General features: G+C 67.5%; 24 protein-coding genes. 9 read left to right on the plus strand and 15 right to left on the minus strand.

From position 1 onward, the window contains the following. Positions 1-147: 147 nt before the first annotated feature. Positions 148-2,331: an excinuclease ABC subunit UvrC gene (uvrC, locus tag VMT65_RS10120; RefSeq protein WP_326307813.1), complete on the minus strand. Its 2,184-nt coding sequence runs from the start codon at positions 2,329-2,331 to the stop codon at positions 148-150. A gap of 142 nt (positions 2,332-2,473) precedes the next feature. On the opposite strand from uvrC, the gene VMT65_RS10125 reads away from it, so the two are divergent. Together VMT65_RS10125 and VMT65_RS10130 are read left to right on the plus strand one after the other, a co-directional pair. Beyond that, the gene (locus tag VMT65_RS10125; RefSeq protein WP_326307814.1) at positions 2,474-2,680 is read left to right on the plus strand and encodes a hypothetical protein; all 207 of its coding nucleotides are present in this window, start codon (positions 2,474-2,476) and stop codon (positions 2,678-2,680) included. Positions 2,681-2,894: 214 nt separating this feature from the next. Next, positions 2,895-3,245 (plus strand): hypothetical protein, encoded by a 351-nt coding sequence (locus tag VMT65_RS10130; RefSeq protein WP_326307815.1) that lies wholly within the window; start codon positions 2,895-2,897, stop codon positions 3,243-3,245. Positions 3,246-3,264: 19 nt separating this feature from the next. On the opposite strand, the gene VMT65_RS10135 is transcribed toward VMT65_RS10130, so the two are convergent. Then, entirely contained in the window at positions 3,265-4,476 is a 1,212-nt protein-coding gene (locus VMT65_RS10135) for a winged helix-turn-helix domain-containing protein (protein WP_326307816.1), read from the minus strand. 147 nt (positions 4,477-4,623) lie between these two features. Here VMT65_RS10135 and VMT65_RS10140 point away from each other — a divergent pair, with 147 nt between their 5' ends. Then, positions 4,624-6,285, plus strand: a complete 1,662-nt coding sequence (locus tag VMT65_RS10140) for an FAD-binding dehydrogenase (protein WP_326307817.1) — start codon at positions 4,624-4,626, stop codon at positions 6,283-6,285. A gap of 55 nt (positions 6,286-6,340) precedes the next feature. Here VMT65_RS10140 and VMT65_RS10145 read toward each other — a convergent pair whose 3' ends face one another. Together VMT65_RS10145 and VMT65_RS10150 are read right to left on the minus strand one after the other, a co-directional pair. Beyond that, on the minus strand, positions 6,341-6,838 hold the full coding sequence (locus VMT65_RS10145) for a hypothetical protein (protein WP_326307818.1): 498 nt from the start codon (positions 6,836-6,838) through the stop codon (positions 6,341-6,343). 241 nt (positions 6,839-7,079) lie between these two features. Next, positions 7,080-8,549: an amino acid permease gene (locus VMT65_RS10150; protein ID WP_326307819.1), complete on the minus strand. Its 1,470-nt coding sequence runs from the start codon at positions 8,547-8,549 to the stop codon at positions 7,080-7,082. Between the two features lie 264 nt (positions 8,550-8,813). Between VMT65_RS10150 and VMT65_RS10155 the strand changes: the two genes are divergently transcribed. Further along, complete coding sequence (locus VMT65_RS10155; RefSeq protein ID WP_326307820.1) at positions 8,814-10,769, plus strand: gamma-glutamyltransferase family protein; 1,956 nt, start codon at positions 8,814-8,816, stop codon at positions 10,767-10,769. Positions 10,770-10,827: 58 nt separating this feature from the next. On the opposite strand, the gene VMT65_RS10160 is transcribed toward VMT65_RS10155, so the two are convergent. The 4 genes from VMT65_RS10160 to VMT65_RS10175 form a co-directional block, all read right to left on the minus strand. After that, complete coding sequence (locus VMT65_RS10160) at positions 10,828-11,379, minus strand: PH domain-containing protein (RefSeq protein WP_326307821.1); 552 nt, start codon at positions 11,377-11,379, stop codon at positions 10,828-10,830. A gap of 2 nt (positions 11,380-11,381) precedes the next feature. After that, on the minus strand, positions 11,382-11,861 hold the full coding sequence (gene ribH / locus VMT65_RS10165; RefSeq protein ID WP_326307822.1) for a 6,7-dimethyl-8-ribityllumazine synthase: 480 nt from the start codon (positions 11,859-11,861) through the stop codon (positions 11,382-11,384). Positions 11,862-11,898: 37 nt separating this feature from the next. Next, positions 11,899-13,143 carry a bifunctional 3,4-dihydroxy-2-butanone-4-phosphate synthase/GTP cyclohydrolase II gene (locus tag VMT65_RS10170; RefSeq protein ID WP_326307823.1) on the minus strand — a complete coding sequence of 415 codons (1,245 nt, stop codon included), beginning with the start codon at positions 13,141-13,143 and terminating at the stop codon, positions 11,899-11,901. A gap of 112 nt (positions 13,144-13,255) precedes the next feature. Continuing rightward, positions 13,256-13,882, minus strand: a complete 627-nt coding sequence (locus VMT65_RS10175) for a riboflavin synthase (RefSeq protein WP_326307824.1) — start codon at positions 13,880-13,882, stop codon at positions 13,256-13,258. 556 nt (positions 13,883-14,438) lie between these two features. On the opposite strand from VMT65_RS10175, the gene VMT65_RS10180 reads away from it, so the two are divergent. Next, positions 14,439-14,846 carry a hypothetical protein gene (locus VMT65_RS10180; RefSeq protein WP_326307825.1) on the plus strand — a complete coding sequence of 136 codons (408 nt, stop codon included), beginning with the start codon at positions 14,439-14,441 and terminating at the stop codon, positions 14,844-14,846. Between the two features lie 10 nt (positions 14,847-14,856). Here VMT65_RS10180 and rpe read toward each other — a convergent pair whose 3' ends face one another. Further along, complete coding sequence (gene rpe / locus VMT65_RS10185) at positions 14,857-15,519, minus strand: ribulose-phosphate 3-epimerase (protein WP_326309137.1); 663 nt, start codon at positions 15,517-15,519, stop codon at positions 14,857-14,859. A gap of 170 nt (positions 15,520-15,689) precedes the next feature. Here rpe and VMT65_RS10190 point away from each other — a divergent pair, with 170 nt between their 5' ends. From VMT65_RS10190 to VMT65_RS10205, 4 genes are all read left to right on the plus strand, one after another. Further along, positions 15,690-16,112, plus strand: coding sequence for an ATP-binding protein (locus tag VMT65_RS10190; protein ID WP_326307826.1), 423 nt, complete (start codon positions 15,690-15,692; stop codon positions 16,110-16,112). A 17-nt stretch (positions 16,113-16,129) separates the two neighbouring features. Then, positions 16,130-17,032 carry a SigB/SigF/SigG family RNA polymerase sigma factor gene (locus VMT65_RS10195; protein WP_326307827.1) on the plus strand — a complete coding sequence of 301 codons (903 nt, stop codon included), beginning with the start codon at positions 16,130-16,132 and terminating at the stop codon, positions 17,030-17,032. Between the two features lie 65 nt (positions 17,033-17,097). After that, positions 17,098-19,140 (plus strand): NAD(+) synthase, encoded by a 2,043-nt coding sequence (locus tag VMT65_RS10200; RefSeq protein ID WP_326309138.1) that lies wholly within the window; start codon positions 17,098-17,100, stop codon positions 19,138-19,140. Between the two features lie 70 nt (positions 19,141-19,210). Further along, positions 19,211-20,311 (plus strand): AAA family ATPase, encoded by a 1,101-nt coding sequence (locus tag VMT65_RS10205; protein ID WP_326307828.1) that lies wholly within the window; start codon positions 19,211-19,213, stop codon positions 20,309-20,311. Positions 20,312-20,390: 79 nt separating this feature from the next. Here VMT65_RS10205 and VMT65_RS10210 read toward each other — a convergent pair whose 3' ends face one another. From VMT65_RS10210 to VMT65_RS10235, 6 genes are all read right to left on the minus strand, one after another. Then, positions 20,391-21,767, minus strand: coding sequence for an RsmB/NOP family class I SAM-dependent RNA methyltransferase (locus VMT65_RS10210; RefSeq protein WP_326307829.1), 1,377 nt, complete (start codon positions 21,765-21,767; stop codon positions 20,391-20,393). A 623-nt stretch (positions 21,768-22,390) separates the two neighbouring features. Then, positions 22,391-23,314: a methionyl-tRNA formyltransferase gene (gene fmt, locus VMT65_RS10215; protein WP_326307830.1), complete on the minus strand. Its 924-nt coding sequence runs from the start codon at positions 23,312-23,314 to the stop codon at positions 22,391-22,393. 1 nt (position 23,315) lies between these two features. After that, on the minus strand, positions 23,316-23,873 hold the full coding sequence (gene def, locus VMT65_RS10220; RefSeq protein ID WP_326307831.1) for a peptide deformylase: 558 nt from the start codon (positions 23,871-23,873) through the stop codon (positions 23,316-23,318). Between the two features lie 64 nt (positions 23,874-23,937). Beyond that, complete coding sequence (locus tag VMT65_RS10225) at positions 23,938-24,960, minus strand: lipase family alpha/beta hydrolase (RefSeq protein ID WP_442790213.1); 1,023 nt, start codon at positions 24,958-24,960, stop codon at positions 23,938-23,940. A gap of 93 nt (positions 24,961-25,053) precedes the next feature. Next, positions 25,054-25,686 (minus strand): PadR family transcriptional regulator, encoded by a 633-nt coding sequence (locus VMT65_RS10230; RefSeq protein WP_326309140.1) that lies wholly within the window; start codon positions 25,684-25,686, stop codon positions 25,054-25,056. 196 nt (positions 25,687-25,882) lie between these two features. Next, positions 25,883-26,578, minus strand: a complete 696-nt coding sequence (locus tag VMT65_RS10235) for an HAD family hydrolase (RefSeq protein WP_326307832.1) — start codon at positions 26,576-26,578, stop codon at positions 25,883-25,885. Between the last annotated feature and the right edge of the window lie 83 nt (positions 26,579-26,661).

The raw sequence follows: 26,661 nt of genomic DNA on the forward strand, positions 1-26,661 counted from the left end.
GCAACCTAGCTGTGATTTGCGCTCCCGACCTGCACACGCGGCGTGTCGCGATTTTTCCGATCGGCGTGTCGCACTCTACCCGGTGCGTCTGTCTTCGACGCGCTGTGGCGCGCTGAGCGCGCGACACACCGGGGAACTCGCCGAGGACTACTGAGACTGGACGGCACCACTGTGGCTGGAGGGGTCCGCGGCCGCGGGCGGATGCAGGGCGGCGAGGACCGCTTTCGCGGTTGCCGCGCCGATGCCGGGGACCTCGGTGATCTGTTCGACGGTGGCCTGTTTGAGCTTGGCCACCGAGCCGAAGTGCTGGACCAGCGCGGTTTTTCGGGTCGCGCCCAGACCGGGGACCGAGTCCAGCACCGATTCGGTCATCCGCCGCGAACGCTTGGAGCGGTGGAAGGTGATGGCGAAACGGTGGGCCTCGTCACGCACGCGCTGCAGCAGATACAGCGCCTCACTGGTACGCGGCATGATGACCGGGTCCGGCTCATTGGGCACCCACACCTCTTCCAGGCGCTTGGCCAGGCCGATGACCGCGACATCGGTGATGCCGAGTTCGTCGAGCACCTCGGCGGCGGCGTTCACCTGCGGCGCGCCGCCGTCGACCACGTAGAGGTTCGGCGGGTAGGAGAAGCGACGCGGCTTGCCGGTCTTCGGGTCGATGCCCGGGGGCAGATCGGATTCCATTGTGTCCGAGCCGGATTCGAGGTCGGCGGCCTCGGCGGCGTCGAGATCGCGGCGCAGCTTGGCGAAGCGGCGGCGGGTCACCTCGGCGATGGAGCCGACGTCGTCGGAGCGGCCCTCGCCCGCGGCCTCCTTGATGCTGTAGTGCCGATATTCGGACTTGCGGGCCAGGCCGTCCTCGAAGACGACCAGCGAGGCCACCACATCGGTGCCCTGCACGTGCGAGATGTCGACACATTCGATGCGCAGCGGCGCGCTGTCCAGATCCAGGGCGTCCTGGAGTTCCTGCAGCGCGGCCGAACGGGCGGTCAGGTCACCGGCGCGCTTGAGCTTGTGCTGGGCCAGGGCCTCCTGCGCATTGCGCTGCACGGTCTCGGCGAGGGCCTTCTTGTCCCCGCGCTGCGGTACCCGCAGCTGCACCGCCGAACCGCGCAGGCCCGACAGCCAATTCTGTACCTGCTCATGGTCATTCGGCAGCGCCGGGACCAACACCTCGCGCGGAACGACCGCACCCGGCTGCTCGTCGCCGCTCTGTTCGGCGACCGCGGTCTGCTCGCCGTAGAACTGGGTGAGGAACTGCTCGACCAGTGCGGCCAGCTCACCATCGGCCCGCGCCGCGCCCGGCTCGGCCCGTTCCGGCTCGACACCCTCGGCAGCGGCTCCGGCCGCCGCGTCCGAGCCTTCGACCGCTGCGCCGGTCACGACCGAGCCCGCGACAGCCTCACCACTCACCTGGGCCGGGTCGGGCCCTTCCAAGTCCAGGGCATCACCGGATTTGTCGACCACCCAGCCGCGTTGACCGCGCACCCGGCCGTCACGCACGTGGAAGACCTGGACCGCGACCTCGAGTTCGTCCACCGCGAAGTTGATGACATCGGCGTCGGTGCCGGTGCCCAGCACCACGGCCTGCTTCTCGAGGGCCCGCTTGAGCGCCTGCACGTCGTCGCGCAGGCGGGCGGCGAGCTCGAAGTCGAGTTCGTCGGCGGCCTCGTGCATGCGGCGCTCGAGCTGTTTGACCAGACGATCGGTCTTGCCGGAGAGGAAGTCGCAAAAGTCCTCGACGATCTGGCGGTGCTCGGCCGCGCTCACCCGGCCGATGCAGGGCGCGGAGCATTTGTCGATGTAGCCGAGCAGGCAGGGGCGGCCGATCTGACTGTGCCGCTTGAAGACTCCCGCCGAACAGGTGCGAACCGGGAACACGCGCAGCAGCAGATCGAGTGTCTCGCGAATGGCCCAGGCGTGTGCGTAGGGACCGAAGTAGCGCACCCCCTTCTTGCGCGCGCCGCGGTAGACGAACACGCGCGGGTATTCCTCGTTGAGGCTGACCGCCAGCACCGGATACGACTTGTCGTCGCGGTAGCGGACATTGAAGCGCGGATCGAATTCCTTGATCCAGTTGTATTCCAGCTGTAGCGCTTCCACCTCGGTGGACACGACCGTCCACTCGACGCCCGCCGCCGTGGTGACCATCTGCCGGGTGCGCGGGTGCAGCCCCGCCACGTCCGCGAAGTACGAGTTCAGGCGGCTCCGCAGGCTTTTCGCCTTACCGACATAGATGACCTGCCCGTACTTGTCCCGGAACTTGTAGACGCCGGGTTCGACGGGAATGGTGCCCGGGGCGGGCCGGTAGGTCGCGGGATCTGCCACGCGTCCAGGTTAGTCATCCCCTCCGACACACCGGCCCGCCGCCCGACATGCGGATCGACGACCACGAACGCGCAGGCCCGGCCATCCGCCGAGGTCCTCGCGACGAAGTATCCCCAAGATCAGTTCAGAGAGGGGACCCGCCATGACCCGCCTGCGCCTGCGCCGCCGCTCACTCGCCATCGCCGGAGCCACCTGCCTGGCCGCCGCCGCCCTGGTAGCCGTGACCATGCCCGCCGCCGAAGCCCAAGCCGGCCCCATCTACGTCTACGGCGACTACCTGAAACACGAAACCCCCACCATCTGCGCTGCCGCCCAGTCGAATTCACACCCCGAGCGACTCGTCGCCTAGCTCGACGAACCCTCCGAATGACCGAGCGTGCGTTCGTGCAGCGCATGCAATCACGCAGACACTGCCACACCGAGCGGTTGCCCGGTGCCGCGAGTCGGGGGCGACGCGCCACGCCGGGAGGTGGATCTCGGCGAGTTTCGGCGGTGTGGCGGGTTGCGCGGTCAGTATGGGTCGAAGCGTTTTTGATCTGTCCGAATACGAGGGAGCTTGTTCGATGACCAATCATCACCATCTCCACCCGCGTCGCCGGTCGCTCGCGCTCGGTTCCGCACTCGGTATCGGCGCGGCCGGTCTGATCTCGCTGTCGGCGGCTCCGGCCGCACACGCGGATTCGGTCTGCCAAATCGACCGGACGCTCGACACCGCCACCTTCACCTGCCCCGAGAACGCCTGGTACGCCGCGGTGGTGGAGTGCCTGGGCACCCGTCAGGTGGGCAGCGGCTACCAGTCCCCCACCTACATCGTGGGTGATTCGCCGCGTCCGCTGATCCCGATGACCATCGAGTGCAAGGGTGAAGGCAAGAACGGCATCGTGCTCAACGCGTGGACCGACGGGCCGTTCTGACCCGTCACAGAGGTGAGATCTAGGCGATCTCGCGCCGCAATTGCGGTGCGAGATCGCCTTTTTCACCGACCTCGACGGTGTCGAGCCGCAGCCAGTCCGCCATGTCGCGTAGCGCGCGCGCCAGTTCGCCCGCGACGCGCGTGGCATCGTGCCCGGGTTCGAGGAACGCGCCCGGCACCAGCAGCCGCCCTGTCGAGCGTTCCGCGCGTAGGTCCACCCGCGCCACCAGTTCCCCGTCCAGCAGGAACGGGAAGACGTAATACCCGTGCACGCGTTTGTGTTCCGGCGTGTAGATCTCGATGCGGTAGTGGAAGTCGAAGAGCCGCTCGGTGCGATCCCGGAAGAAGATGAGCGGATCGAACGGGCACAGCAGCGCCGATCCCGTGACCCGTCGCGGGGTGCGCGCCTCGGCGTGCAGATAAGCGGGCTTGTCCCAGCCCTGGACACTCACCTGCTCCAACTCCCCCGACGCGAGCAATTCCGCGATGGCGGGCTCGGTTTGGCTGCGCTTGAGCCGGTAGTAGTCGCGCAGATCGGTCTCGGTGCCGATCCCGTGCGCCCGGGCGGCACGACGCACCAACTCGAGGACCGCTTCCGACTCGCTCGGCTCGTGCGCCAGCACCTCGGCCGGAATGACATTGCTGGTCAGGTCGTAATAGCGCTGGAACCCAACGCGTTTGGACACCGTCAGCTCCCCCGCCGAGAACAGCGCCTCACACACGATCTTGGTGTCGCTGTGGTTCCACCCCCAATGATCCTTGGCGCGTGGCCGATCCAGCTCCAGATGCCGTTCCACCTCCCCCGCGGTGCTCGGCCCGAACTCCTTGACCACGCTCAGCACATCGTCGGCCAGCATCGGATTGCGTTCGAACACCTCGCGAAACCCGCGCCACCGCCCCAGCCGGTAATCGACCATCCGCCACCGCATGAGCGACCAGTCCTCGACCGGAATCAATGCCGCCTCGTGCGCCCAGTACTCCACCAACCGCCGCGGCCGCCGCGCCGAATGCGACCACGCCGCCTCGTCCAGGAAGCTCTGGTCATACGCCCCGATCCGGCTGAACACCGGCGCGTAGTGCGCCCGCACCACCGCCGACACCGAATCCAACTGCAGCAACCGGGTGCTCTCGAGCACCTTCATGACCGCGCGACGCGTGGGCGGCCCGCTCGGCCGTGCGGCTGCGAACCCCTGAGCTGCCAACGCGGTGCGGCGCGCCGCCGCGAGTGTCATCGATCCGGGCGTGGAAATCGGCACACTCGACACCATGCCACGCCCCACCGACAACCTCGCTCGATACACGACTGTATCGAGCGCCTGTACAGCAGCGAACCCGTTCGATACATTCGTGTATCGAACCTCTACCGCAAGGACATGGGCATGATCGAGAACCCGGATGTCATCGTCGTCGGCGCCGGTCTGGCCGGTCTCGTCGCCACCCACGAGCTGGTCAAGGCCGGGCGGCGCGTGCTCGTCCTGGATCAGGAGAATCGCGCGAATCTGGGCGCACAGGCGTTCTGGTCGCTGGGCGGGCTGTTCTTCGTGGACAGTCCGGAACAGCGGCGACTCGGCGTCAAGGACAGCCTCGAACTCGCCCTGCAGGACTGGTTCGGGTCGGCGCAGTTCGACCGCGAGGACGAGGACCACTGGGCCCGGCAGTGGGCGCGCGCCTACGTCGAATTCGCCGCCACCGAGAAGCGGCAGTACCTCTACGATCTCGGCCTGCGGGTCACCCCGGTGGTCGGCTGGGCCGAGCGCGGCGGGCTCACCGCCGACGGCCACGGCAATTCGGTGCCGCGCTTCCACCTCACCTGGGGCACCGGGCCCGAGGTGGTGCGCGTCTTCCTGGAACCGGTCCTCGAGGCGGAGAAACGTGGGCAGGTCGGCTTCGCCTTCCGCCATCGCGTCGATGAGCTCGTCGTCGAAGACGATGCCGTGACCGGCGTCCGCGGCAGTGTGCTGGAACCGTCGAACGAACCCCGCGGTGTCGCCTCGTCACGAACCATCGTGGGCGAGTTCGAACTTCACGCCAAGGCGGTCATCGTCTCCTCCGGCGGCATCGGCCACAATCACGACCTCATCCGCCGCAACTGGCCCGTCGACCGGCTGGGACCGTGCCCCGAGCACATGATCTCCGGCGTCCCCGCGCACGTGGATGGCCGCATGCTGGCCATTACCGAGGCCGCGGGCGGTCGCATCGTGAACCGGGACCGCATGTGGAACTACACCGAGGGCATCCACAACTGGGATTCCATCTGGCCCGATCACGCCATTCGCATCATCCCCGGACCGTCGTCACTGTGGTTCGACGCCAATGGAAAGCGCATGCCCGCACCGGCTTTCCCGGGCTTCGACACCAACGCCACCATGCGCCAGATCCTGTCCACCGGCTACGACTACTCGTGGTTCATCCTCAATCAGTCGATCATCGAGAAGGAGTTCGCCCTCTCCGGGTCGGAGCAGAATCCCGACATCACCGGTAAGGATCTGAAACTCGCGCTCAAGAGCCGGGTGGCCAAGGGCGCGCCCGGACCGGTGGAGGCGTTCAAGCAGCACGGCGTGGACTTCGTGGTCGCCGATACGCTGGCGGAACTCATTGCGGGGCTGAACAAGATCTCCCGCGGCCCGCACCTGGATCTGGCCGATATCGAGCGGCAGATCGTGGCGCGCGACCGGGATGTGGCCAACAAGTTCAGCAAGGACCATCAGCTGATGGCCATCAACAATGCCCGCCGCTTCCTCGGCGACAAGGTCCGGGTGGCCACGCCGCACAAGATCCTCGATCCCGCCCACGGGCCGCTGATCGGCGTGCGATTGAACATCCTGACCCGAAAGACCTTGGGCGGCTTGCAGACCAACCTCGACTCCCAGGTCATGCGCCCGGACGGCACCCCGTTCCCGGGCCTGTACGCCGCGGGCGAGGTCGCCGGTTTCGGGGGCGGCGGCGTCCACGGCTACAACGCCCTGGAAGGCACATTCCTGGGCGGCTGCATCTTCTCCGGCCGCAATGCCGGTCGCGCCCTGGGACGCACCCTGAAGTAGGAAGCCTACGAAAGCTCTGCCGCCCACCCTCATCCGATGGGCGGCGGTTTTCGTCTCAGGCGAGCGCGAACCAGCGGTAGAGGTCGCGGCGCAGCAGCAACGCCAGCACGACGCCGGAGACCATGACGCCGATCAGCACCGTGAACGGCCCCACGCCGGTGGGCATTTCGGCCGAGACCAGCGTGAAGATCCCCAGAAACACCTGCAGGCTGGCCAATCCCAGCGCGGTGATCCAGATCCAGCGCGAGCGCAGGCCGAAAAGCAGTGCGACGCCGCCGATCACCCAGGCCGCGAAGAACTGGCCGATGCTGCCCACCACGCAGGACGCGCCGCCCGCGATGGACAGCAGCCCGTGCAGGACCGCCAGTCCCATGGCCGCCAAGGCGGCGAACTGGGTTTCCCGGACCTTGCCGGGGACGTCGATCTCGGCACTATCACGACGCAGCCCCCGCACCGCGTCGAGAACACGTGCGAAAAATGTGGTCGGAACACCGTTTTCCGCGGCAACGGGTGTCATATCCACCTCGTCGGCAACAGCCGTTTGCGAACTCACAGCACTCCTCATCGAGTAACCCCTGGTCGCGCGCCCCCTGCGAACGCGCTGAACCTGACGCTAACCAACCGTTCGGATTTCGGACAATCCGGTTGCGCAAGTTATGACCATGGCCACAGCCGATAGATAGCGCGGCAAACAGTGATCTCGAACACATAACGGCCGCACGTGATTTCACGTGCGGCCGTTGAAAAGCCCAGGTCCGGAGACGGTTACACAGTGTACCTCCGGAAGCCGGAAACTACTTGTCGTCCAGGGGGATCGGCGGAATCACCGGGAATTCGCCGGTGTAGCCCTCGCGCATCTTGGCGATGGCCAGCACCCGCGGACTGGCGAACTTCCAGCCGATGGCCAGGGCGGGCACGATGATCACCAGGCTCGCCACCGTCCAAGTACCGACCGGTTTGTCGAATGCCATGAGGACCAGCACCAGGAAGAGGAACGCCAGCGTCGCGTACCCGGTGTAGGGAGCGCCGATCATGCGGAACGCGGGCCGCTCCGCGCGCCCCTTGCGCCACCAGTGGTACAGCTTCAACTGGCACAGCACAATCGTCGCCCAGGACGCCAGAATGCCCAGCGAGGCCACGTTCAGCACGATTTCGAACGCCTTGGACGGCACGATGTAATTGAGCCAGATACCGAACAGCGCGATCACCGCGGTGAGCAGAATGCCGCCGTAGGGCACACCCGCGCTGGACATCCGCGAGGTGAATTTCGGCGCGCTGCCGTTCATCGACATCGACCGCAGAATGCGTCCGGTGGAATACAGTCCGGCATTCAAACTCGACAGCGCCGCGGTGAGCACCACGAAGTTCATGATCGAGCCCATGTGCGCCACACCGAGTTTGCCGAAGAACGTGACGAACGGGCTTTCCCCCGCCTTGTAATCGGTGTAGGGCAGCAGCAGCGCGAGCAGAATGACCGAGCCGCAGTAGAACACCGCGATTCGCATGATCACCGAATTGATGGCCCGCGGCATGATCTTGGCCGGATTCTCCGTCTCGCCCGCCGCGATGCCCACCATTTCCACGGCGGCATAGGCGAACACGACACCGGAGGTGACGGTGACCAGCGGCAGCACGCCGGTGGGGAACCAGCCGCCCGCGTCGGCGACCATGCCGAAGCCGGTGCTCTTGCCGTCGACGGTGAAGCGCCCGGCGAAGAAGATGGTGCCGACCACCAGGAACGTCACCAGGGCCAGCACCTTGATCATGGCGGCCCAGAATTCCATCTCGCCGAACCATTTCACCGAGGCGAGGTTGATGCCGAGCACGATGATCAGCGCGCCCAGCGCCAGAATCCACTGCGCGATGGGCTGGAAGGGCCCCCAGTAGTGCAGATAGGTGGCGACGGCGGTGGTGTCGACGATGCCGGTCATGGACCAGTTCAGGAAGTACATCCACCCGGCGACGAATGCGGCCTTCTCACCGAAGAATTCGCGCGCGTAGGAGACGAACGAGCCCGAGGACGGGCGGTGCAGTACCAGTTCACCCAGCGCGCGCAGGATGAAGAAGACGAAAATGCCACAGACGAGATACACCAGGAACAGTGAGGGGCCCGCATTGTGCAGGCGGCCACCCGCTCCCAGGAACAGGCCGGTGCCGATGGCACCGCCGATGGCGATCATCTGCAACTGCCGAGGTTTGAGCGCTTTGTGATAGCCGCTGTCCTCGGCGTTGAGGCTGGTGGCAGTAGTCCGGATCTCGGTCATTCGCCGGGTTAACCCTCCGCAATCGTGAAGTGAGGCACGCTGAGGGTACCTTGCCGTTTGCTGAGAGCTGAATCGGCGCTCCGGGCGGTGGGATTTCCCGGAAATTTGGCCGGTCAAGCGTCCAATTGGGGTGTTTCATCGGCGATTGCCATGAAACCGCTGATAATCCATCGGGTGACCTGCGGCGACGGCCGATCCCGACAACCCGCCCATTCGGCCCGTCAAAGCCCTTCCCAGCCGCCCGCACGGCGATAGAGTCCGATCATGAGGCGCTTGCGACGAACCGGGGGCGGCGCTGCCGCTCTGCTGCTCATTGTCGGATTGATGACCGCCTGTTCGTCGTCGACGAACCACACCGCGTCATGCACGGTGTCCACCAATGGAACTCCGGTCACCTCCGGGGTGCCGACCGGTCCCAGCGGCACCAATCTGGCGCTGCGCCCGGAGGTCGCCACCGGATATCGCACCGGTATGACACCGGTGCAGACCGGCGATTTCGCGGTCTCCACCGCGAATCCCGTTGCGACGGAGGCGGCCTGCAAGGTGTTGCGCGACGGCGGCACCGCCGCGGACGCGCTCATCGTGGCGCAGACCGTGCTGAATCTGGTGGAGCCGCAGGCCACCGGCATCGGCGGCGGCGCGTTCCTGATGTACTACGACGCCACCACCAAGACGGTCGACTCCTACGACGGACGCGAGACCGCACCCGCCGCGGCCACCGAGGACTACCTGCGCTACATCAGCGCCGCGGATCACACTGTGCCGCAACCGAACGCGCGTGCCAGCGGTCGTTCGATCGGCGTGCCCGGTGTGCTGCGGCTGCTCGAGATGGCCCACAACGAGCACGGCAAGCAGCCGTGGAAGGACCTGTTCACCCCGGCCATCAACCTCGCCGACGGTGGCTTCAAGATCTCCCCGCGCATGGCCAGCCAGATCGACGACTCCAAGGCCGATCTGGCCCGCGACGACAACGCCAAGGCGTATTTCCTGCAGCCGGACGGCAGTCCGAAGACCGCGGGCACCACGCTCACGAATCCGGCCTTCGTGAAGACGCTCTCGGCCATCGCCACCGACGGCCCGAACGCGTTCTACACCGGCGCGATCGCCGCCGATATCGTCGACACCACCGCGACCACCTCCGGCGGGCGCACCCCGGGTCAGCTCTCGCTCGCGGATCTGCAGTCCTACCAGGCCAAGAAGCGCACCGCGGTGTGCTCGCCGTATCGCACCCACGAGATCTGCGGCATGCCCAACCCGTCCTCGGGCGGCATCACGGTCGAGTCGGCACTGGGCATTCTGTCCAATTTCGATCTGGCGTCGATGAAGCCGAGCGACCTGTCCGGTGACGGCAATACCGCCCGCGACGGCGGCAAGCCCACCGCGGCGGCCGTGCACCTCATCGCCGAGGCCGAACGCCTGGCCTACGCCGACCGCGACAAGTACATCGCCGACTCGGATTTCGTTCCGCTGCCGGGCAATTCACCGCAGACGCTGCTCAACCCCGACTATCTGAAGCAGCGCGCCGCGCTCATCGACCCGTCCAAGAGCCTGGGCACCGCCAAGCCCGGTGACTTCGGCCCGGTCCCGGTGGGCAATGGCCCGCAGCAGCCCGAGCACGGCACCAGCCACATCTCCATCGTCGACAAGTACGGCAACGCGGCGTCCATGACCACCACGGTCGAATCCGCCTTCGGCTCTTTCCATTTCGTCGACGGCTTCATTCTCAACAACCAGCTGACCGACTTCTCGGCCGAGCCGCTCGACAAGGACGGCACCCCCATCGCCAACCGCATCGATCCGGGCAAGCGCCCCCGCAGCTCCATGGCCCCGACCTTGGTCTTCGATCGCAATCCGGACGGCACCCGCGGCCCGCTCTACGCGGTCACCGGCTCCCCCGGCGGCGCGGTCATCATCCAGTTCGTGGTGAAAACCCTGGTGGGCCTGCTGGATTGGGGCATGAACCCGCAGCAGGCGGTCTCCATGATCGACTTCGGCGCGGCCAACTCCCCCACCACCTACCTGGGTGGTGAGCACCCGGCGGTGAACGCCGCCGACAATGGCGACCACGACGCGGTAGTCCAGAAACTGCGCACCTTCGGCGACCAGGTCTCGGTCGCCCCGCAGTCCAGCGGCCTCTCGGCCCTGGTCCGCGACGGCAATGGATGGATCGGCGGCGCGGACCCCCGCCGCGAGGGCGCGGTCCTGGGCAGCCCGCGCTAGGCGACACGGAAACGGCCCGTCACCCCGGTGGGTGACGGGCCGTTCTGGTCCAGGAGACTCAGTCCTGCTTCTCCGCGGTGTATTTCGCGCCGAGTTCCCGGAAGCGGTCCATGGCCTCGGCGGCGCGCATCTTGTCGTTGGAGCGGATGGCCATCATGGGCACGTATTCGTCGTGCGCGAGTTCCAAACGGGCCCAAGACTTCTTGTCGGGGAACGAGATTCCGCGAATGTCCTTCCACTGGAACTCGCTGTCGCCCACGATGTTGCGGACCATCACGCCGCGCTTGCCGACGCGCACCCGGGGACGGGTCAGGGTCAGGACGGCACCGGCCAGCACGATGCCGAACAGGGCGAGGCCGATCTGGTCGGAGACCCGGAAGTTGACGCCGGTGGAGCCGTGGCGCAGGACGATGCCGCCGAAGATGAAGATGGCCGCGAGCACGGCCGCCACGATGCGCACCGTGACAATGGCGTGGTGGGGACGGACCTCCAGGTCCCAGTCACCCTCGGCGGGACCCGATTTCGGGGCGACGGGGGTTGCGGGTTTCGACTCGGCCATCGTTTCCTCGGACTCCGTCTTCTGCTGCTCGGTATCGTCCCGCTTCGGCATGGCTATACGGTTTGGGTGAGTTCGCGCAGGGTGAGCGCGGCGTCGAGGGCGGCGGCGGCCGCCTGCTCGCCCTTGTTCTCCGCCGAGCCCGGCAGGCCCGCGCGGTCGATGGCCTGCTCCTCGGTGTTCACGGTGAGCACGCCATTGGTGACCGGGGTGCTCTCGTCGAGCGACACCCGGGTCAGCCCCGCGGTCACCGAATCGCACACGTACTCGAAATGCGGTGTGCCGCCACGGATCACGACGCCCAGCGCGACCACCGCGTCGTGGGTGCGGGCCAGCGCCTGCGCCACCACCGGCAGTTCCATGGCACCGGCGACCCGGACCACGGTGATATCGGAGACCCCGGCGGCGCGCGCGGTCTGCTCCGCGTTGGCGACCAGCGCGTCGCAGATGGTGGTGTGCCAGCGCGATGCCACGATCCCCAGCTTGAGGTCCTTGGCATCGGCGAGCTCGAAGGTCGGTACGCCCGTACCGCTCATCGTGTTACGCCCTCTCGGTAGTGGTTCGCGCGGACAGTCAGTTGGCGGTCTCGCCGAGATCCAAGTCTTCCAGGCCGACCAGGTCGTGGCCCATCCGGTCCCGCTTGGTGCGCAGATAGCGCAGATTGTGCTTGTTGGCCCGCACCGGCATGGCCACGCGCTCGCTGATCGACAGGCCGTAGCCCTCGATGCCCGCGCGCTTGTCCGGGTTGTTGGTGAGCAGCCGCATGGAGGTGATGCCCAGGTCGACGAGAATCTGCGCGCCGATGCCGTAGTCGCGGCCGTCGGCGGGCAGGCCCAGTTCCAGATTGGCGTCGACGGTGTCCGCGCCGCCGTCCTGCAGCTGGTAGGCCTGCAGCTTGTGCAGCAGCCCGATGCCGCGGCCCTCGTGACCGCGCATGTAGAGCAGCACGCCGCGACCCTGCTCGGCGATCATGGCCAGCGCGGCGTCCAGCTGCGGGCCGCAGTCGCAGCGCAGCGAACCGAAGGCGTCGCCGGTCAGGCATTCGGAGTGCACGCGCACGAGCACGTCCTTGCCGTCGCCGATCTCACCCATGACCAGGGCGACGTGCTCGGCGTCGTCGTATTCGCTCTCGTAGCCGATGGCCCGGAAATCACCGAACTCGGTGGGCAGCTTGGCTTCCGCGACCTGCTTGACGTGCTTCTCGTTGCGGCGACGCCAGGCGATCATGTCCGCGATCGAGATCAGCGCCAGATCGTGCTCGTCGGCGAAGACGCGCAGCTCGTCGGTGCGCGCCATATCGCCCTCGTTCTTCTGCGACACGATCTCGCAGATGACACCGGCGGGGCTGAGCCCGGCCATGCGGGCCAGATCGACCGCGGCCTCGGTGTGGCCGGGGCGGCGCAGCACGCCACCGTCCTTGGCGCGCAAGGGAACCACGTGACCCGGGCGGGTCAGATCGTCGGACTTGGCGTTCGGGTCGGCGAGCACGCGCATGGTGGTGGCGCGGTCGGCGGCGGAGATGCCGGTGGTGATGCCCTCGCGGGCGTCGACGGCCACGGTGTAGGCGGTGCCGTGCTTGTCCTGGTTGACCGCGTACATCGGGGGCAGGCCCAGCCGATCGCAGTCCGCCCCGGTGAGCGGCACACAGATGTAACCGGAGGTGTAGCGGATCATGAAGGCTACGAGCTCGGGGGTCGCCTTCTCCGCCGCGAAGATGAGGTCGCCCTCGTTCTCCCGGCCCTCGTCGTCGACAACGACGACCGCCTTACCGGCGGCGATGTCGGCGACTGCGCGCTCGATGGTGTCGAACCTGGTCACGTCTGTTGTGCTCCATCTCGATTAGGTGCCTCATTACAGTAGGCCAGCCGCCGTGCCCGTTTTGCGCCGCCTCTGACCTTTCGCGGAGATCAGCCGCCTCCGCGTCGCGGTATCAACCGCGCTGTACGAGCCGCTCGACGTACTTGGCGATGATGTCGACCTCGAGATTCACGACGGTGCCGACCGGGGCGGTGCCCAGGGTGGTGAGTTCGCGGGTGGTGGGGATGAGCGAGACCTCGAACCAGTCCTTCGCGCCGTCGGCGTAGGCCTCGGCGGCGATCCCGATGCCGGAGACGGTCAGCGAGATGCCGTCCACGGTGATCGAGCCCTTCTCCACGACGTAGCGAGCGATGCTGTCGGGCAGGGAGATTCGCACGACCTCCCAGTTCTCGTAGGGGGTGCGGGAGACGATGGTGCCGGTGCCGTCGACGTGGCCCTGCACGATGTGCCCGCCCAGGCGGCTGTTGACGGCCGCGGCGCGCTCGAGATTGACGCGCGAGCCGACGCCCAGGCCGCCGATGCTGGAGCGGTTGAGGGTCTCGGCCATGACGTCCACGGTGAAGCGGTCGCCTTCCACCTGCTGGTCGACGACGGTGAGGCAGACGCCGTTGACGGCGATCGAATCCCCGTGTCCGGCATCGGAGGTCACCAGCGGGCCGCGAATGGTCAGTCGCGCCGAGTCGTCCAGCTGTTCGGTGGCGACGATCTCGCCCAGCTCCTCGACGATGCCTGTGAACATGCCCTACCTCTCCCGTTCGCCTGTGCGTTCTCGCTTGCGCCAACAGCCCGCACCACGTGGGGTATTCCCGGTACGAACGGTCGTCCCCCTCAGCCTAACGACGGCCGGTCGTAGGCGACATGCGGCCTTGTTCACTGGAGAGTTGGAGACCCGCGGACAAATGAAATCGGGCAAATGCCAACTTGCGATCCGCAAATTGTCCGAATTGGAGGGATTTACCAATTGGGGAGTCGGTATTTCCCAGGTGCCCCCAGGGCCTGACCTGGACCAACAAGAGGAAGTACCCAATCCGCGACTCGCTTACACCAGAATCTTGCGCGGAGCCAAAAATGGTCGCAAGATTGTTATGTAGCTGATTCCAACAGTTCAACTTCTCCGCGAGCAGTTCAACGCAGAACCGTCCGGGCGTCCACGGCCGAGACGATCATCGCAAGCAACCGAACCAAGGAAGGGTTGGCCCTCGCGTGGGTCGGATCCAGGTGGCAGACAACACAAATGGCACAGTTGGGGGTGCGGCGTGACAACGTTTCTCGATTCGACGCTCGAGGTTCGGTGCGTGCAGTACCGGCGCGAATTTCACCTTCCGGCATCGATCGATCCGGCGTCACGACACATCCTGCTGGAGATAGGCAACCGCTACGGTGCCATCACCATGCCCGCCGACCTCGGCGAACGCGTCCAGGAACGGTTGCGGCAGGCCGATCTGGCCGGTCCGGTCGTGGACCATCCGCGCGCCCGGCGCTGGACCTTCATCACCGGCCCGGCCCGCCCGGAAACCCTCAGCAAATCCGTCGCGGCCGCACTGTTCCGGCTCTACGCGACCGTCGCGTGCTCCGGCGCGCAGGTGGTGCTCCCGTCCGCCGATGACGAGCGAACGGGATACCGCACCTGGATTCACTCACCCGAGTCCAGCGACACCGTGCCCCCGCTGGAATCGGTGATCGAAGCGCTACTGCGGCACTGAGCCCCGGCCGCTACGCCGAGGCCGTCTCGATCGCGATCACCTTCTGCCGCAAGGCTTCCACGGTCGCGGCCGGGTCTGGCGTGCCGTACACCGCGGAACCCGCCACGAAGCAGTCCACCCCGGCCTCGGCGGCCTGTTCGATGGTGTCCATATTGATGCCGCCGTCGATCTCGACGACCAGGCGCAGCTCGCCCGCGTCGACCAGGCGGCGCACCTGCTTGGCCTTGTCGAGCACGTGGGCGATGAAAGACTGTCCGCCGAAACCGGGTTCGACGCTCATCACCAGCAGGGTGTCGAACTCACGCAGGATCTCGAGGTAGGGCTCGATCGGGGTGTTGGGCTTGACCGACAGGCCCGCCTTGGCGCCCGCGGCGCGGATATCGCGCGCGACGGCGATCGGATTGTCGGTGGCCTCGGCGTGGAAGGTGACGTTGTAGGCGCCCGCCTCGGCGTACCCGGGGGCCCAGCGCTCCGGGTTCTCGATCATGAGGTGGCAGTCCATCGGAATGTCTGTGGCCTTCAAAAGGCTCTGCACCACCGGCAAACCCAGCGTCAGATTCGGGACGAAGTGGTTGTCCATGACGTCGACGTGCACCCAGTCGGCGCCCTCGATGGCCTTCAGTTCATCGGCGAGATGAGCGAAATCGGCCGAGAGGATGGAGGGGGCGATCATCGGCGCGGGCCGGGAGAACGGCGAGGATGAGGTGCACACAGCGCGGAGTCTATCGGCCCTACGACACGACTCGGTCAGCACCGGTGCACGGTTGGACTCGACGCCGACCGGTTGCGTCGGCGCGGCCGAATGGCTGATTGCCGCGCCCCGGAATGGGTAGCCTTAACAGGGTGATCAACATTTCGGCGGAACAAGGGCTGCGTGGCACACCGGTCGAGATCGGCGTCGCCGCCTCCGTTTCCCAGTTGCCCATCGTGCGCGGACTCGCCGAAACCCTGGTGCTGCTCAGCGATTTCACCCTGGACGAGGTGGCCGATATCCGGCTGGCCGTCGACGAGGCCGCCTCCACGCTGATCGCCCTGGCCGCGCCCGGCACGACGTTGCAGGTTCGGTTCACCGTGGGCGAGTCCGATTTGATCGTGCGGGTCAGTGGCATCGCCGCGGCCGAGGGCCTACCGGATCAGCGCAGCTTCGGCTGGCATGTGCTGCGGACCCTGTCCGACGAGGTGACCGCCAGCCAGGACGTGTTCGATCCGGCGCTCTCCGGATACCCGACGGCGGTGGAGTTCCGGCGGGTCCGGGGGAAGGCGTAGTGATCGAGGGAAAAGACGTGTTCGCATCCACCCCCGACCCCGCTCGACCCGATCCGTCCGAGGAACGGGACCTTTCGGAGACCGAAAACGACGAGGCGGCAGAGAACGACGAGGCGGCCGAGGAGACCGTCGACGCCGAGGAGGCCGAGGAGGTCGCGCGCACCGTCTCCGGGTACGACGATGTCACCGCGTTGTTCGAGCAGTTGGCCGCCGCCGCACCGGAATCCGAGCGCCGCGCCGCCCTGCGCGGTGAGCTGATCAACCGCTGCATCCCGCTCGCCGACCACATCGCCCGCAAGTTCAGCGGGCGCGGTGAGCCTTTCGACGACCTCACCCAGGTCGCGCGGGTCGGGCTGGTGCATGCCGTGGACCGCTTCGACATTTCGCGCGGCTCGAACTTCCTGTCGTTCGCGGTGCCGACCATCATGGGCGAGGTCCGCCGCTATTTCCGGGACAACACCTGGGCCATGCGGGTTCCGCGCCGGGTCAAGGAAACCCATCTGCGCATCGGCTCGGCCATCGACGCGCTCTCCCAGCAGCTGGGCCGCTCCCCCACCGCCAAGGAGATCGCCGCCGAACTCGGCATCGACGCCGACGAGGTGACCCAGGCGGTCATCGCCGGAAACGCCTACCAGCCCAGCAGCATCGACGCGGTGTCCGTGGGCCGCGACACCGAGGCCTCGCTGCTCGACACCCTGGGCGAGGAGGAGTCGCAGTTCGACCGGGTCGAGGAGTACGTCGCGATCCGTCCGCTGCTGGCCGGGCTGCCCGAGCGGGAACGCAAGATTCTGACCATGCGGTTCTTCGAATCCATGACGCAGACCCAGATCGCCCAGCAGATGGGCATCTCCCAGATGCACGTCTCGCGCATCCTGTCCAAAACCCTTGCCCGCCTGCGGGAGCAGTCCGCTCGGGAGTGAGCGCGGTAGATTGCGGCTAGACCATGATCACCTCGGCCGGAGCAAAGGGGTCGGAGTTGACGGAGATGCCGTTCGATTCGCTGTATCGGCACGGGTTCGCGCGCGTGGCCGTGGCGGTGCCGCGGGTTCGGGTGGCCGATCCGGCGTTCAATGCGGAGCAGACGCTGCTCTCGGCCCGGCAGGCCGCGGCCCAACACGCCGTGCTGACGGTGTTCCCCGAGCTCGGGCTCTCCAGCTATACCGCCGATGACCTGTTTCATCAGGATGCGCTGGACGCCGCGGTGGCGGCGGGGCTCGAGCGGATTGTCGCGGAGAGCGTCGGGATCGACACCGTGCTGGTGGTCGGTGCGCCGGTGCGGGCGCAGGGGCGGCTGTTCAACTGCGGCATCGTGATTCACCGGGGGCGGGTGCTGGGGGCCGCGCCCAAGAGTTATCTGCCGAACTATCGCGAGTTCTATGAGAAGCGGCAGTTCGCGGCGGCGCGGGAGGCCGTGGAGGATCATCTTGTGATCGCCGGGCAGCGGGTGCCGTTCGGGGCCGATCTGCTCTTTACCGCGATCAATCTGCCGGACTTCGTGTTCCACCTAGAGATCTGCGAGGACGGCTGGGTTCCATTGCCGCCCAGCGGTTTCGCCGCGCTGGCGGGGGCGAGCGTGCTGGTGAATCTGTCGGCCAGCAATATCGTCATCGGCAAGGCCGACTATCGGCGTGACCTGTGCACCTCGCATTCGGCGCGGTATATCGCCGCGTACCTGTATTCGGCCGCGGGGCACGGCGAGTCGACCACCGATATGGCCTGGGACGGGCAGGCGCTGGTGTGCGAGAACGGCAATGTGCTGGCCGAGGGTGAGCGGTTCGCCGAAAAGCCGCAGGTGGTGACCGCCGATATCGACCTGCGGCGGCTGGTCGCGGACCGGCTGCGTACCACCAGTTTCGCCGATACCGTGCACGACCACCGGGAACGACTCGAGGGGTTCCGGCGCATCGAGATCGAGGTGCCGATACCGACCGTGACGGTGCCGTTGCGACGCGAAATACCGCGCTTCCCTTATGTTCCCGCCGATCCCGCGAGCCGCAATGAGCGCTGCGCCGAGGTGCACCGCATCCAGGTGGAAGGGCTCAGCACCCGACTCGCGGCGGCCGGATCGCAGCGGGTCGTGATCGGGGTGTCGGGTGGTCTGGACTCGACGGTGGCATTGATCGTCGCGGCCAAGACCATGGACCGGCTCGGGCTGCCGCGCTCGAATGTGTTGGCCTACACCATGCCCGGGTTCGCCACCAGCAGCCGCACTCTCGAGGACGCGCGGCGGCTCATGCGGGCGGTCGGGGCGAGCGCGCACGAAATCGATATCCGACCCTCGGCCATGCAGATGCTGCGGGATTTGAATCACCCTGCCGCCGACGGGGTTCCGCAGTACGACATCACCTACGAGAACGTGCAGGCGGGTGAGCGCACCTCGCATCTGTTCCGGCTCGCGAACCTGCACAACGCGCTGGTGATCGGCACCGGCGACCTGAGCGAACTGGCGTTGGGCTGGTGCACTTTCGGGGTCGGCGACCATATGGCGCACTACAGCGTGAACGCCTCGGTGCCCAAGACGCTGATCAAGTACCTCGTCGCCTGGACCATCGACACAGATGGGCTCGGTGCGGAGGCCGGTGAGGTGCTGAAATCCATTCTGGCGACCGAGATCTCACCCGAACTGATTCCCGGCGACGGCGACGCCCCCGCGCAGAGCTCCAAGGCCACCGTCGGCCCCTACGAACTCCAGGACTTCCACCTCTACCACCTGCTCCGCTTCGGCGACCTGCCCAGCCGCATCGCGTATCTGTCCCATCACGCCTGGTCCGATCGCACCCGCGGCCGGTGGCCCGATCTCATTCCCGCCGACCAGCGCCACGAATACGACCTGCCCACCGTCAAGCGCTGGCTCGCGGAATTCCTGCGTCGCTTCATTCAAACCAGCCAGTTCAAACGCTCCACCCTGCCCAATGCGCCCAAGGTCGGCTCCGGCGGGTCGCTGTCGCCGCGCGGTGATTGGCGCGCACCCAGCGATGCCTCGGCCGCCGCCTGGCTCGACGAGCTCGAGCGCAATGTGCCGGACTGAGAAAATCGGTTGAGCCCGTTCGGTGATCGGCCGAGGATGGCAGGGTCAACGACGGGAGGGGTTGCCATTGGTGTCGGTGCTGTGGATAACCGGTGCGCCGGGTGTCGGGAAGTCGACGGTGGGATGGGCGCTGTACGAGTGGGCGCGCGAACGTGGTCGCGCGGTCGCGTATATCGATATCGATCAACTGGGGCTCATGCTTCCGGCACCGGACGATGATCCGCGGTATCACCGGGTGGAGGCCGCCAACCTGCTCGAGATGATCGCCGTGTACAGCGGCTATGGAGCGCGGCAGATCATTGTGTCCGGGGTGGTCGATCCGCATCGGGGCATCGCACCCTATGTCGGTGGCGCGCACGGCATCGAGTTCACGCTCATCCGATTGCGGTGCGAGGCCGAGGAATTGCGGCGGCGGTATCTCGGACGCGGGTCGACGCCCGAGCGGCACGGGGAGCTGATGGCCTTGGCCGACACCCTCGATCGCAGCGAGGTGGGCTCGCCGCTGGATACCACCACGATGACGCCGAACCAGGTCGTGCGGGCCCTGTCCAAGCGGATTCCGCCCGGTGTCCAGGACCTTCCATCGCCAGCCTCGGCACCCGTGGAGCCATCTCTCGGCAGCCGATTCCCGATTCTGCTGCTGGCGGGTCCGACCGCTGTCGGTAAGTCGACCGTGGGTTGGGAGATCCTGCGGGTGCTGCGGGATCGCGGGACGCCCGCCGCGTTCATCGACGTCGATCAGTTCGGGTTCCTCGAGTCGGATCTCGCACCGGAGGTCAAGGCCGACAATCTGATCCGAGTCTGGCACGGCTACCGGAACGCGGGCGCGCAGGCCATGATCGTCGTCGCCCGCGGTGCCCCACACCGGTACCAGCGACGGCTCGCCCACGAACACCTCACCACCGCGTATCTGGAGGCCTCGCCGCGCATGCTGGCCGACCGGATCGCACGGCGCAGTCGCGGCGAAGGCCCACGGCTGGCGGGCGATTCGCTCCTCGGTGCCTCCGCCCGGCAGCAGCATCGCATCGCGCTCCGTGCCGCCGGAGAAGCAACCGCCCTGCACCGACACAGCATTGGCTCGGTGGTCATCGATACCGACCACATGACGATCGCGGATGTCGCCGCGAAACTGGCTGGGCTACTACTGCAGCCCGCGACCCTGGCGATGTGACAAACCCCTGGGAACCATCCCCACGCCAGGACGGCCTCGGCACGCGAATGCGCCGAGGCCGTCGAGGTCCGCATGGAATCTACTGTGGCGCTATCGGTTTGCGCAGTGCCGCGAGGAACATGGCGTCGGTGCCGTGACGGTGGGGCCACAGCTGCGCGCCCGGGCCGTCACCGAGATCCGGGACGCCCGGGAGCAATTCGCGGGTGTCGAGTTGCTCCGCGCCGGTGCGGCGGACCACATCGGCGACCACCGACACCGTCTCCGGTAGGTGCGGGGAGCAAGTCGAGTAGACGACCACGCCACCCGGACGGACCAGATCCCAAGCGGCGGTGAGCAGTTCGCGCTGCAATGCGACCAGCTCACGAACGTCCGACGGCTGGCGTCGCCACCGGGCCTCCGGGCGACGACGCAGCGCACCCAGGCCGGTACACGGGGCGTCGACCAGGATACGGTCGAAGCCCGGGGTCAGACCGCTGTCGCGACCGTCGGCGACATGGACGTCGACCGGCATGCCGCGGGTGGCCTGGCGAACCAGATCGGCGCGATGCTCGGCGGGTTCGACCGCGTCCACGTGGAAACCGTCGATATCGGCGATCGAGGCCAGCAGCGCGGTCTTGCCACCCGGACCCGCACACAGGTCGAGCCAGCGGCCGGTGTCCGGCCCTTCGAGCGGCGCACGCGTAACCGCCAGGGCGACAAGCTGACTGCCCTCGTCCTGCACCGCGGCCATGCCCTCGCGCACCGGCTCCAGCTTGCCCGGATCACCGCCGTCGAGATACACCGCGTACGGCGACCAGCGCCCTTCCTCACCCCCGGTGACCAACGCGAGTTCCTCGGCGGTGATGTCGCCCGGCCGCGCCACCAAGTGCACCGAGGGCCGCGCGTCATCGGCTTCCAGCACGTCGCGCAGTTCTCCGGCCCGCGCCCCGAGCGCGTCCGCGAACGCCTGCGCGATCCACACCGGGTGCGCGTACTCGAACGCCAAGTGCCCCAACGGATCCGACGGCGCGAGCCGCTCCACCCACTCCTCGGGCGTGCGCTCGGCCACCCGCCGCAGCACCGCGTTCACGAACCCGGCCCGCCCCTGCCCGAACTCGGCCCGCACCAACGCCACCGACGTGTCCACGGCCGCATGCGCCCCGATCCGAGTCCGCAACAACTGATACGTCCCCAACCGCAACGCATCCAACAGCGGCCCATCGATCTCCTCGACCGCCCGCCCCGCCCCCTCGGCGATCACCGCGTCCAGCAACCCCAGCGACCGCGCCGCCCCATACGTCAACTCGGTGGCCAGCGCGGCATCCCGCCCACTGATCTTCCGCTCCCGCAACATCCCGGGCAGCACCAGATTCGCGTAAGCATCCCGCTCCCGCACCGCCCGCAACACATCCCGAGCCACCACCCGCACCGGATCGGCCCCCGCCTTCTCCGCCCGCCGAGCCGCCCCCGCACTCATCCCCTCATGCCCCGCAGCACCGACCGAATCCCGCTCGCGCCCACGGTTCTTGCCGCCCCGCCCAGCCGTCGTTCCCCTGGGCCCGGCTCCAGATCGATCGCCCTCACGCCCACCCTGCCCTTGCCGTTCCCCGGACCCGCGCCCGCTATCACGGCGATCGCCGGATCGACCGCGCGGTTTGTCCCAGCTGCCATTTCGGTCGTGCCGAGCCGACCGGTCGCGACCCCCGGTCGCGCGAGGGCCATTCCCGGAGGAGTGGCCACCGGCTCCCGGTCCGTATCCGTCGTGAGAATCGCCGCCGGACCACTTCGCACCGGAACCCCGCGCGCCGGAGGCGAACCCGCGGTCCTCGCCGGATCGACCGGGCGCTGCGCCACGGCCGCCGGTGGCGAATCCACCTCGGCCGCCGGCGTTTCCGCGCTGCTCGCGCGAGCGATCCCAGCCGCCATTGCGGTTGTCTCGGGTCGAGCTCGAATTGCGGTCTGCCGCAGGGCGTTCGCCGTGATCGTTGGCCGCGCGCTGTTCCTTGCCGCTCGCGGCCTCATTCTTGGCTGCCGAGGAGTCGGGGGTGGCGGCCGCGGAGCGGCGGAAGGGGCGGCGGGGGGTGTTCTCTTCGGGGCGGGTCACTCGACCACCGTGCCCGGCTCGAGGCGGGCGCCGCGGGCCCAGTCGAGGGCGGGCATCATGCGTTTGCCCTGGGGTTGGACCTGGGTGAGGCGGACCGCGGTGGTGGCGGTGCCGAGGTAGACGCCCGTCTTGCGGATGTCGATGGTGCGGGGTGGGAGTTGTTCCTCGACCAGTTCGACGGGGCCGAGTTTGAGGCGCTTGCCGTCGATTTCGGTCCACGCGCCCGGGGCCGGGGTGACCGCGCGAATGCGGCGGTTGATGGCCAGGGCGGGCTGGTCCCAGCGGATGCGACCCGCCTCGGGTTCGATCTTGGGTGCGTAGGAGACGCCGTCGAGGGACTGCGGAACCGCCTGCACGGTACCGTCTTCCACACCGTCGAGGGTGGATTCCAGCAGCCGCGCACCGGCCTCGGCGAGGCGTTCCAGCAGGGTGCCCGCGGTGTCGGTGACGGCGATCTTCTCGGTCATGGTGCCGTAGACCGGCCCGGTGTCCAGCCCCTTCTCGATGCGGAAGGTGGACGCGCCGGTGTACTCGTCACCGGCCAGCAGCGCCGCCTGCACGGGAGCCGCGCCACGCCAGGCGGGCAGCAGTGAGAAGTGCAGGTTGATCCACCCGTGCTTCGGAATGCCGAGCACGTCCTCGCGCAGCAGCGCGCCATAGGCGACGACGGGGCAGCAGTCGGGGGCCAAAGCCGTCAACTGCTCGACGAATTCGGGCTCGGACGGCCGCCGCGGCGTGAACACCGGAATGCCGTGCTCATCGGCCAGCAGCCCGATCGGCGAGCGGGTGATCTTGCGGCCGCGTCCGGCCACCGCGTCCGGCCGGGTCACCACCCCGACCACCTCGTGCCGCTCGGATTCGATGAGTCGCCGCAGCGACGGCACCGCCGGTTCGGGGGTTCCCGCGAAGACCAGACGCATATCAGCGGCTCCGTTCCCGGCTGCGACCGCCGCCGATTTGCGACGCGGGCAGCACCGTGACTCCCTGTGTGAACCACGACGATTCGCGAATGGTGCGCATCGCCTCCTTGCGCGAATCCGATTCCAGGCGCTGCAGGAACAGCACCCCGTCGAGGTGGTCGGTCTCGTGCTGGACGCAGCGCGCCAACAGCCCCTCGGCCCGGAACTCGACCGGCTTGCCCTCCATATCGACACCGCGCGCCAGCACGGTCAGCGGCCGCGTCACATCGAAGCGCACGCCCGGAATCGACAGGCAGCCCTCGGGCCCGGTCTGGGTCTCCGCACCGATCACCTCGAAGGTCGGGTTGATCAGATGCCCCTGCGCGTCACCGGTGTCGTAGACGAAAACCCGTAACCCGACCCCGATCTGCGGTGCCGCCATGCCGACGCCCCCGCTCTCGTACATGGTGTCGATGAGGTCGGTCACCAGCTGGCGTACCTCCCGATCGAACGTCTCGACCTCCGCCGCGCGGGCGCGCAGGATCGGATCGCCGAACAGGCGGACAGGCTGGATGGTCACGGGCAGCTCCCGAAGGCTAACGAATACGGTCGTCTCATTTTACGGACGCCCGTGACCACCCCGATCAGGAATGCGCCGCCAACACGACATCGCTGATGCCGGTGCCCAGCGCCACCGGCACGCAGGCCGGTGTCACGGCGTGTTCGGGATCGAGCAGATTGACCACCAGCTGCTGCACGTACGGGTCGAAGACCATGTGGAAATGCCCGGTCAGATCCTCGGGGCAGAGGTTCTGCAGCACGATGTTGGTCGCGCCCTCGCCATGCAAGGCGATATTGGTATTGGGCTGGATCATTTCATCGACGCGGCTGCCGATCGTCGTGTATTTCACACCCGGCACCGTGTCGCCGCCCGCGTTCAGCTCCCGAATGAAGGGCGCTCCGGCGGCCTGCTGCACCGCCGCGAGCGAGGATCCCATCTCGACGAGCTTGTAGATGCCCGGCACCGCGTCGGCGATCGGGACCAGGCCGTACATGACCCCGCCGTAACTGGGCGAGGCCAACCCGATCCACTGGCCGACCTTGGGCGCGCCGCCGAGCTTGTTGATCCAGTAGCGAGTCACGCTCGCGCCCTGGGAGAAACCGACCAGATCGACCTGCGTCGCCCCGGTCGCCGCGAGCACCTGATCGACGAAGGTGCCGATCTGCGCCGAACTGGCCCACACGTCCTCGGTGCCGTAGGTGTCCTTGCCCGGCTTGCCGCCATAGTTGAGCGCGAACACGCAGATCCCGGCCTGCGACAGCAGCGGGCCGATGCCCGACCAGTCGGAGTAGGCCGAGGAGTCGGTGCCGTGCGCGAGGACCACCGGGCGCGGATGCTGGGCAGTCGGTTTGCAGCCGAAGTCGTTGGCGCCCTGGGGCGCAGCGTCCGGGTGCTCCTTGAGATAGCGGGCCGCCGCCAGATGTTCGGTCTGGGGCGGCCCCGGTTGCATCGGTACCTTCAGTACCGGATTCGAGGCCGGTTCGGCCTGTGCGTATGTCCCCGTCGGTGTGGCGGCCGTGCCGATCACGGCGGCCGCCAGCGCCATCACCCCCACCGGTGCCACGCGGCGCAGAAATCCGCGGGTTCGGCTCCTCTGTTGTCCCATGTCACAAGATTCCATGGGGCGCTGTTGTCCCATGTCACGATCTTGACTGGTTTCGGGTCGAAAGTCCCAGTGGGGGCCGGTGATTCGGAGCCATTACTTTTCGGGTGTGTCGTCCTCGGCGAGAATCCGGTAGAGCGAGCGCCGCGCCTCGGTGAGCACCTCGGCCGCCTTGGCCGCCTGCTCCTGGGTGCCGACGGCGGCGACCTGGGCGACCGCGCCCATCAACTGGCCGACCAGTCCGCGCAGATCGAGCGCCTGATCGCCGACGCCGTCCTTGACGTCCTGCCAGGGATCGCCGAGTTCGGCCTTGTTGGCCTCGACGTACTCGACACCGGATTCGGTGAGCTTGGCCGTCTTTCGACCCGACACCTTCTCGATGATGACCAGACCCTCGTCCTCGAGCTGCGCGAGCGCGGGGTAGATGGAGCCCGGGCTGGGCCGCCAGACATCCTGGCTCTTCTCGCGAATCTGCTGGATCAGCTCGTAGCCGTGCATGGGCCGCTCCTGCAGCAGCAGGAGGATGGCCGCGCGGACGTCACCGCGCCGACCACGCCCGCCCCGGCCGCGACCGCGACCGAAGCCGGGGCCGAAACCCCCGCCGGGGCCGAAACCGGGACCGAAGTCCGGACCGAAGCCACGGCCGTGGCCGTGGCCGTGACGGCGCGGACCGAAGTCGGCGCGCCCGCCGAACTCCCCACGCGGACCACGGGGTCCGCCGCGACGCATCCGCGGATGTTCGGGGCCCTGCTGCTCTTCCGCGCGCAGTCGCCGCCAGGGGCCGCGGCCCCGTTCGATGTTGTCCATGTGTTCCATGGTCGTGCCTCCTTCAAGGCTCGTCGTTGTACTTGCTGCTATCGACGATATATCGACAATCTATCCACAACAAGGGTGACGTGCGACACAAACCGTCTGGTTTAGACTTTTAGGAGGTGGCGGTGAGGATGCCGTGCTCGATGAGCGCGTCCCGCAGACCGGACGGCCGATCCACCGTCGGCAACGGATCTACCAGGGCAAATGCGCAGCCTAAAGCCGTCGCTCCGCCATCGGCCTCGGCGCTGTCACCGATCATCAGGGTGTTTTCCGGGTCGGTTTCGAGCTTGTCGATGGCCGACTTGAAGATGCGCAGGTCGGGCTTCATGGCACCGACTTCGAAGGATAGTGCGAAATCATCGATATATCGATGCCAGCCACGGGAGACGAAGGCCGGGCGGATGTCGAAGGCGATATTGCTGACCATGCCCACGCGCAGGCCGCGCTCGCTCAGCTCGCGCAGCACCTCCCCGGCGTCCGGGTAGGGCGTCCACGCGGCCGGATTGAGCAGCTGCGCGTACAGCTGCTGGGCCGAAACATCCGGCACCCCGGACTTCTCGAGCACCTGCATGTACGCGGTGCGATGCAGGGCCGGGTCGAGATCCCGGTTCTCCCAAGCGTATTGGCCCTCGGCGTCGAATTCGACGAACTGGCCGACGGGCGCGGTCATGCGGCACATGATCTCGGCGATCTCGTGGGTATCGAGCGGACGGCCCTGCGCGTCGGTCAGATTCGCGGAATGGAAGGCCGATTCCTCCAAACGGAAGACAGTGCCGGAGAAGTCGAACAGGACCGCTTCGATCGCCATACCGCCACCCTACACAGCCGTCTCACAGCTACCGGTCCGGCAAACCTCACTCCTCAACTTGTCTGAGGAATTTGCTACCGTGG

This window comes from Nocardia sp. CDC153 (genome assembly GCF_035818515.1).
Classification (GTDB): domain Bacteria; phylum Actinomycetota; class Actinomycetes; order Mycobacteriales; family Mycobacteriaceae; genus Nocardia.